Origin of the sequence: Microcystis sp. M079S1, assembly GCF_020246425.1 — a bacterium.
Taxonomy (GTDB): domain Bacteria; phylum Cyanobacteriota; class Cyanobacteriia; order Cyanobacteriales; family Microcystaceae; genus Microcystis; species Microcystis aeruginosa.
The window spans coordinates 1-8,383 of record NZ_JADBSZ010000062.1; the positions used below are offsets into that span (position 1 = coordinate 1).

At 45.1% G+C, this 8,383-nt stretch carries 6 protein-coding genes; 4 read left to right on the forward strand and 2 right to left on the reverse strand.

The window, feature by feature from the left end:
• The first annotated feature begins 148 nt into the window (after window positions 1-148).
• Entirely contained in the window at window positions 149-1,612 is a 1,464-nt protein-coding gene (purF, locus tag IM456_RS03695; protein WP_147071758.1) for an amidophosphoribosyltransferase, read from the forward strand.
• Window positions 1,613-2,007: 395 nt separating this feature from the next.
• Here the strand turns inward: purF and IM456_RS03700 are convergent, their stop codons facing one another.
• Complete coding sequence (locus IM456_RS03700; protein ID WP_149987492.1) at window positions 2,008-3,747, reverse strand: ABC transporter ATP-binding protein; 1,740 nt, start codon at window positions 3,745-3,747, stop codon at window positions 2,008-2,010.
• 195 nt (window positions 3,748-3,942) lie between these two features.
• Window positions 3,943-5,283 carry a 3-phosphoshikimate 1-carboxyvinyltransferase gene (aroA, locus tag IM456_RS03705; RefSeq protein WP_287691598.1) on the reverse strand — a complete coding sequence of 447 codons (1,341 nt, stop codon included), beginning with the start codon at window positions 5,281-5,283 and terminating at the stop codon, window positions 3,943-3,945.
• Between the two features lie 116 nt (window positions 5,284-5,399).
• On the opposite strand from aroA, the gene IM456_RS03710 reads away from it, so the two are divergent.
• From IM456_RS03710 to IM456_RS03720, 3 genes are all read left to right on the forward strand, one after another.
• Window positions 5,400-5,657, forward strand: coding sequence for a protein-tyrosine phosphatase family protein (locus tag IM456_RS03710; protein ID WP_002791669.1), 258 nt, complete (start codon window positions 5,400-5,402; stop codon window positions 5,655-5,657).
• A 30-nt stretch (window positions 5,658-5,687) separates the two neighbouring features.
• A complete protein-coding gene (locus IM456_RS03715) occupies window positions 5,688-6,230 on the forward strand; it encodes a peroxiredoxin (RefSeq protein WP_190723372.1) in 543 nt (180 codons plus the stop codon).
• A 441-nt stretch (window positions 6,231-6,671) separates the two neighbouring features.
• On the forward strand, window positions 6,672-8,012 hold the full coding sequence (locus tag IM456_RS03720; protein WP_149987495.1) for an AAA-like domain-containing protein: 1,341 nt from the start codon (window positions 6,672-6,674) through the stop codon (window positions 8,010-8,012).
• The last annotated feature ends 371 nt before the right edge of the window (window positions 8,013-8,383 follow it).

An 8,383-nucleotide genomic window follows, 5' to 3' on the forward strand; every position in this document is an offset into this window, starting at 1 on the left:
CATAATAAATTTGGCAGAGGATTAAAGATTAGTTATTGTGACTAACTCTTTTGGTTAGAACAAGATAAACTTGAGAATCTTCGGTCAAATTTATTGACTCAAAATCAGCTATACTTAATTTAAATGAAACAGCCCTACCCACCCTCCCATGTCTAGCCATCCCGACTCATCCCTATTCTTGAACCGCGTCGATAAGCCTGAAGAAGCCTGTGGAGTTTTTGGACTCTATGCCCCCGAGGAAGAAGTAGCAAAACTGACCTATTTCGGACTCTATGCCCTGCAACACCGAGGACAGGAATCGGCAGGTATTGCCACCTACGACGGGGAAACGGTGCATTGTTACAAAGAAATGGGCTTAGTTTCCCAAGTTTTTAGCGAAACTGTCCTTAAAACCTTGCCGGGTACTCACGCCGTCGGTCATACTCGTTACTCTACCACCGGTTCTAGCCGTCGGGCCAATGCCCAACCTGCTGTGATCGAAACCCGTTTAGGTAAACTTTCCCTAGCACATAATGGCAATTTAGTCAATACTTTTGAGTTAAGAAATGTATTAGAAAAGCGCGGTTGTGATTTCGGCACCACCACCGACTCGGAAATGATCGCCGTCGCTATCGGCCAGGAAGTGGATAGTGGCAAGGATTGGATACAAGCGGCGATCGATGCCTTTAGCTATTGTAGCGGGGCTTACAGCCTTGTTATCGGCACACCGACGGGAATTATCGGGGCGCGGGATCCCAATGGTGTCAGACCCTTAGTAATTGGGGTTTTGCAAGAAGAAGGCAATCCCCCCCGTTATGTTTTAGCTTCGGAAACCTGCGGATTAGATATTATCGGGGCCGATTATCTGCGGGATGTGCAGCCGGGGGAATTAGTTTGGATTAGTGAAGATGGCTTATCTTCAGTGGATTGGGCCATGAAACCGGAGAAAAAATTATGCGTTTTCGAGATGATTTATTTTGCCCGTCCCGATAGCATTGTCCACGAGGAATCTTTATATACTTATCGGGTACGTTTGGGGGAACAATTAGCCAAAGAGTCGCCGGTAGAAGCAGATATGGTGATGGGAGTTCCCGATTCGGGTATTCCGGCTGCGATCGGATTTTCGCGCATTTCTGATATTCCCTACGCGGAAGGATTGATTAAAAATCGTTATGTGGGACGGACTTTTATTCAACCAACCCAACACATGAGAGAGTCGGGAATTAAGATGAAATTGAATCCTTTAAAGGATGTTTTACAGGGAAAAAGAGTTATTATTGTTGATGATTCGATCGTGCGGGGAACCACTAGCCGGAAATTGGTTAAAGCTTTACGCGATGCCGGAGCAAGAGAAGTTCACATGAGAATATCTTCTCCTCCGGTGACTCATCCTTGTTTTTATGGCATTGATACGGACAACCAAGAGCAATTAATTGCGGCAACTAAATCGGTGGCGGAAATTCAGGCACAAATCGGGGTGGATAGTTTAGCTTATCTCAGTCACGATGGGATGTTAACAGCAACGAAGGAAGATCCGAAAACCTTCTGTACTGCCTGTTTTAATGGCGATTATCCGATTCCTGTACCTGATAATGTTAAGCGATCGAAGTTGATTTTAGAAACAGTTAAATAGGGGTTGCTGAATAAATCTAAAAACCTTGTTGGATAAGGTTTTTAGGCTTTTTTTCCCTCAAAAAGTGCCGACCATTGGAGTGATTGGGGGGAAAATTCCAGGACTTTTTCCATGAAAATTAGGTAGGGTTTGCTGAAAAAGTAGGGGCGAAGCATTCGGATAGAAAATCTACGGTTTCACCGATAGGTTATTGCCCGAATGCTTCGCCCCTACAGGACTCTCAAAATCTTGCACCTGTGGGAGCGAGAAAAGCCACAAAAACCTTACCTTGCCTACATTTCACATTTATTCAGCAAGCCCTAGGTAATTGACCACCTGAAAATGGGTAAAACCCCACACCCCACACCCTGTCCCCACGAATAACTTTTTGCCGCAAACCTTAAATAGCCTCAAGGCTAAATCCTCTGAAAACAATCGGCAATTTCCTGGGGAGTTAAAAGAGAATTGGGATAACCGGAAAGTTGTCCTAATTTTTGTGCTAATAAAACCGCTTGGGGTGGAGTTAGATAGGTTTTGGCCAAGAGATCGGTTTGATGATAAGCTTGCCGGATTGGGGCATCTAAAAGGATAGTTCCTTGACCCATAATAATTACTCTTTCGGCGTATTCTGGCATTAAATAGAGGTGATGGGTGATCACAATCACGGTTTTGCCCATCTGGTGTAATTGACGACTCACCTCTAAAATTGCCTTAGCCCCTTGGTAATCTTGGCCGGTGGTGGGTTCATCGAAAACAACTATGCGCGGTTCCATGGCTAAAATTGCCGCAATCACTACCCGTGCTCGATCGCCTTTTGGTAAGGAGAGAGGATGATAGAATCGATATTCTAGCAATCCCATGGCTTCTAGACTTGCTTTCGTGCGTTGGGTAACGATTTCTGGAGAATAACCGAGATTAGTCAGGGCAAATGATACTTCTTTCTCGACAGTGGTGTTAAAAATCTGATTATCGGGATTTTGGGCTACATAACCGATCGAACGAGCTAAATCACTAACAGAAAAGCTAGTGGTCGCAACGCGCTCGCTACGCGAGATCGAACGTCCGTCAATCATAACTTGACCGGTGGTTGCCGAGAGAAGATTGAGAAAATGCTTGACTAAAGTGCTTTTTCCCGCGCCATTTTGACCGATAATCAGCAGATATTCCCCTTCGGCAATATCGAGGGACACATCCCGCAAGGCGGTAGTACCATCAGGATAGGTATGGCAGAGATTTTTTACCCTCAGTATGGGGTTTAAGGGGTCAGAAACCGACGATAAGGGAGGGGTTGGGGTTCTATGATGGTAAAAGGATTTAAGCTCGTTTAAACGGGCAAAACTGCGGTCTAGGGTGACAGGAATAGAATTTATCGCCCCGATTTTTTGATTGATCAAGGCAAAAGTAGTGGCCACTTGCGGGGGACGCAGGGCATTTTCCTGTAAAAGTTGTACTTGGGAGTAGATCTCTGCTGGGGTTCCCATGGCTTCGATCGCACCTTCCCTTAATAGTACCAGGCGATCGGCATATTCGGCCATTTCCTCGGCCGCGTGGGAGACCATGACAATAGTGACACCGAGATGGCGATTTAATTCCTTAATGGTGGCGAAAACTTCTTGGGCTCCCACCGGATCCAGTTGGGAGGTGGGTTCATCGAGAATTAACAAAGCGGGCTGAACTGCGAGAGCAGCGGCGATCGCTAATCGTTGTTTTTGTCCTCCTGATAATTCCCCCGGCGATTTTTTTTCCATTCCCTCTAACCGGACTGCCGCTAAAACTTTGGGAATGCGCGCTTTAATTTCCTCTCGCGGTAGCCGCAAATTTTCTAGGGTAAAAGCGATTTCATTTTCTATCGAAGTGGCTAAAAGTTGCGTTTCGGGATCTTCAAATACTGCCCCCACATAGCGGGCCAAGGTGCTAACGGGATGGGTTAAAGTGTCTAAACCGGCTACTGTTGCATAACCAAAAAAACGCCCTCCGTAGAATTGGGGGACAATACCGTTAAGAGTTAAACAGAGAGTAGTTTTTCCTGCACCTGTGGGCCCGATAATACCTAAAAATTCGCCTCGATGAATTGCTAAAGAGATATTTTTAAGCACTAGATTGGAGGATTCGGGATAAATATAGGAAACTTTCTCTAATTGGGCGATGATTTCCATTATCGGTGGGGAATAGAAGACGGGAGTGGGGTAGATAGGGAGATATTTTTCAGGGAAATGCGGGTTAGGGACGCTTCTATTTTTCGCTACCTCGATCGATGAACTTGATTATCACACAGGTGGCCCACTACTCTGTGATTTATCCTGCAATTGTACCAGTTACCCCTCGCCCACTCGCAGAAAAACTTAATATTTCTACTCTTGACAAATTTGCTTTAAGGTGCTAACAAAATCGGGGTAGGAAATGCCGGCCGCTTCAGCGCGATGGATAGTGGTGGGTTGACGGGAATTGAGGGCAGCGATCGCTAGACTCATGGCAATGCGATGATCGGTAAAACTGTCCACTTCCGTGCCGACTAGGCCTGTACCGCCGGTAATCTCTAAACCATCGGGTAATTCCCTTACTTTTGCCCCTAGGCGATCGAGTTGGGTGGCCATCACCGTCAGGCGATCGCTTTCTTTCACCCGTAATTCCTCGGCATCCTTAATAATTGTCGTTCCTTGGGCAAAAACCGCCGCTACTGCCAGAATAGGAATTTCATCGATCAGACGGGGTATAATCTCACCGGCGATCGTGGTTGCCTGTAGTTGACTGGATTTCACCCGCAGATCCGCCACCGGTTCCCCCGTCACCACCCGTTGATTTTCGAGGGTGATATCTGCCCCCATTGCCTGTAAAACCTGTAAAATTCCAGTTCTAGTCGGGTTTATTCCCACATTTTCGATTAATAACTCGGAATTAGGCACGATTGCCCCCGCTACCAACCAAAAAGCTGCCGAACTGATATCTCCCGGTACAATCACCGTTTGTCCGGTTAAAGTGGGATAACCCGTCACTGTGACGCTATTAGTCTCCCCATCCACCTCAATATTTGCCCCAAAAGCGCGCAGCATCCGTTCACTGTGATCGCGAGATAAAGCGGGTTCCGTGATCGTGGTTTTCCCCTCGGTTAACAGTCCTGCGAGGAGAAGACAGGATTTTACCTGTGCAGAAGCGACGGGAGAATAGTAGTGGATCGGTTGCAGAGATTCCCCAGAAACGGCTAAAGGAGCCAAAGAATTGGCTTTTCTGCCCCAAATTTGCGCCCCCATTTCTTTTAGGGGTTTCACCACCCTGGACATGGGACGCGATCGCAGAGAAGCATCACCGGTAACGACAAAAAAACGGTCTCGATGACCGGCCAATAATCCTAACATTAAGCGGATCGTCGTGCCGGAATTGCCCGCGTCGAGGATTTCTAAGGGTTCCTGAAGATTGCCTAAACCCCTACCTTTGACGATCACTTTCTCGCTGTTGAGTTGGGAAATTTCCACACCCATGGCACGAAAACAACTAGCGGTACTGCGGGGATCTTCGCCCAATAATAACCCATGAATAACGGTTTCTCCTTCGGCGATCGCTCCTAACATCAGGGAACGATGGGATATAGATTTATCGCCTGGGATGGTGATTTTTCCCCGTAATCCCGTGATTTTGGCTGGATCGATGACTAAATCTTGATGGGATTGAAGGGGGTTAAGGGTGACAATAGACATGATCGTTAGGCAGATGAAGACAAGCTCGATCTATTTTCCCTCTTTACCTCGCCCTTTCCTTGTCAAGTTATGTAAAGAATATTAAGCTAGAACCATTCAGTCATCAGTTTTTTGTCATGCCCACTACTGCCCAAGAAGTTTATAATCAAGTGGTTTGTCACTTATCATCAGGAGAACGTTTACGATTGGCCACAATCATTCTCAATGAACTTGTCGGACAACAACAACCATCGCTAGATCAAAGTGATACCTGGACTGAGGAGGATCAGATCGATCTTGTCAATTTTTCCCTAAACTATGCGGCCAAAACTTTCTCTGATATTGATCGCTCCCGTATTAGGTTAAACTTATCACACCAAGAAACTGATAACTGATAACTGATAACTGATAACTAATAACTGATTATGTCTCGTCGTCAACTGTTGAGTTTTTTAATTGCAGTAATTCTGGCATTTTTTGCCTTTATTCCCGATGCTAACGCTTTAGGTGGCCCCCAACCCCCTTTAAATCAACCGGCACCCGATTTTACCCTACCGACTAACACGGGAGAAGGGAATATTTCCCTATCGGATTATCGGGGTAAGTGGGTAGTTTTGTATTTTTATCCCAAGGATTTTACCCCCGGCTGTACCCTAGAAGCGCGGCGTTTTCAGCAGGATTTGCCGAAATATATGGCTAAAAATACGCAAGTTTTAGGGGTAAGTGCCGATGATGTCGATTCTCATGCGGAATTTTGCGACTCGGAGGGTTTAAAATTTCCCTTGCTGGCAGATACTACCGGAGATGTTAGTAAAGCCTATGGTTCTTGGATGGGTTATGTTTCCCTACGCCATACCTATCTTATCGATCCGCAGGGGATTTTAAAAGAGATTTATTTAGGGGTAAATCCTGCCATTCACAGTGCCGAAGTTTTAGCGCGTTTAGAGGAATTACAGGCGAGTTCTTGAGATGATTGGTCTTGAATCTAGAAATTATCTTGATAAAAGCTATCTGCAGCCGATGGGATAAAAAAAATCCCGACCACGATTTTTTCATCGGTGGGGGATATAGACTAACAACCTTAACCGAGATAATCAGGACTAATTGCAATTATCGTCCTTATCACCCTTACAGTCACGGTTTTGTAAAATTAGCGGCGAAGAGGAACGGTCAAAATGGTTATCTTGACTATTAACCGCTAAAGTGTGAGGAAGAAAACCTAACAGCAAGGAGACCACAACAAACAAGGTTAACGAGATTTTCATGGTTTTACTCCCTTAGACACCATCAGGTAATTGACCTATTTTTACCATAGGGCTTTTCCGCTCGGATGTCAGTCCCATTGCCAAGAGGGAAAAAGGGGTTAACATGGAAAAAAGGGGAATATAAGTAGAATAAAGTAGAACCGGATGAAACCACAGGGATGGGACGAGTTTCTTAAACATCTAGCTAGAGAATACGGTGTTCAGGGTAAATTAAAGGAGATTTTTTTAGTTCGTTTTGCCTACGAAAATTGGCGCAAACCGGATGAGGAAATTTGGGAAATGGCCGAGGCCGCCAGCCATGAAACCTATAAAAAACAAATGACTAAAATATATAGCTATTTCTCGGCAGATAAAGATAATGGCTGTCCGGAACTCGAATTAGGTAGTAAAGGGCCGGGTAAGTTCCAAATCCTCCGAGAATGGTTCAAAGATATCAAATATCCTGAATGGAAAAATCACCCCACCCCGATACTAGCAGAAAAATCGGTTATAGATAGTTATATTAGCCGCCCTCCCGTCGAAAGCGACTGTTATCAAGAAATTAATCGTCCGGGGTCACTCATTCGCATTAAATCCCCCGAAAAGACCGGTAAAACTTCTCTGCTTAAACATCTGCTCGCTCAGGCAGATAGTTGGGGACATAGCACAGTTTATATTAATTGTCAAGTGGCAGAAAAGGCGATGTTTGCCAGTTTAGACCGATTTTGTCGCTGGTTTTCGGCAAATGTCAGCCGAGAATTGGGTTTAAAGCCGCAATTAGATGAATATTGGGATGAGGAACTATTTGGCAGTTTAATCAGTTGTCAAACCTATTTTCAGTCCTATCTTTTGGAACAGATTAACGGGCCGCTCTTTTTGGCCCTAGATAATTTAGACAGAATTTTCGAGTATCCCGACATCGCTAGGGATTTTCTGCCGCTTTTGCGCTGTTGGCACGAAGAAGCTAATAATTTAGAAATCTGGCAGAATTTGCGGTTAGCGATTGCTAATTCCACGGAAATCTATATTCAATTGGACGCTAATCAATCTCCCTTTAATGTCGGCCGCGCGATTAAATTACCCGGTTTTAGCCTCGAACAACTGGAAAACTTGGCTAGTAGCTACGGATTGCCTAAAAATGACGATAATCAGCGTTTTATCAGGGATTTAATTGCCCTAGTTGCTGGTCATCCCTATCTTAGCCGTTTGGCCCTGGAAGCGCGGGTGCGTGGGGAAAAAAATATTCTCCCTAATGCTGCTACCCAAGGGGGAATTTATGCGGCACACCTGCGTCATCACTGGGATAATCTGCAAAAACAGCCGGAATTATTGACAGCGATGGGGGAAGTGGTTAATTCTTCCGATAAGGGAGTGCGATTAGAACCGATTACTGCCTATAAACTGGAAAGTATGGGTTTAATTCAGTTAAAAGGCGATCTAGCCCAGCCTAGCTGTCAATTATATCAGCTTTACTTCCGAGAAGAACAGACCGGCAGCGATCTCTAGTAGATAATTATACTAAATCCGTTGAGTACAGGCTAGTTACGAGGAGAGGCACTCATGCAAGAGGCACTCATGCAAAGGGGAATAAATAATCAGTTTTTAATAACCGGATTTAGTATCACATTTGCAGAAATATCGACAATCAGCAATTATTAGTGACTCTTAAATTATTACAAATATATCAGCAGCCGCGTGTAAGCATCCCACCGAAAAGCTCATGCGCTCCGGGGTTTGGGTAGGGTTGATTCATGAATCAACCCTACCATGAATCAACCCTACCATGAATCAACCCTACCATGAATCAACCCTACCATGAATCAACCCTACCATGAATCAACCCTACCATGAATCAACCCTACCATGAATCAACCCTA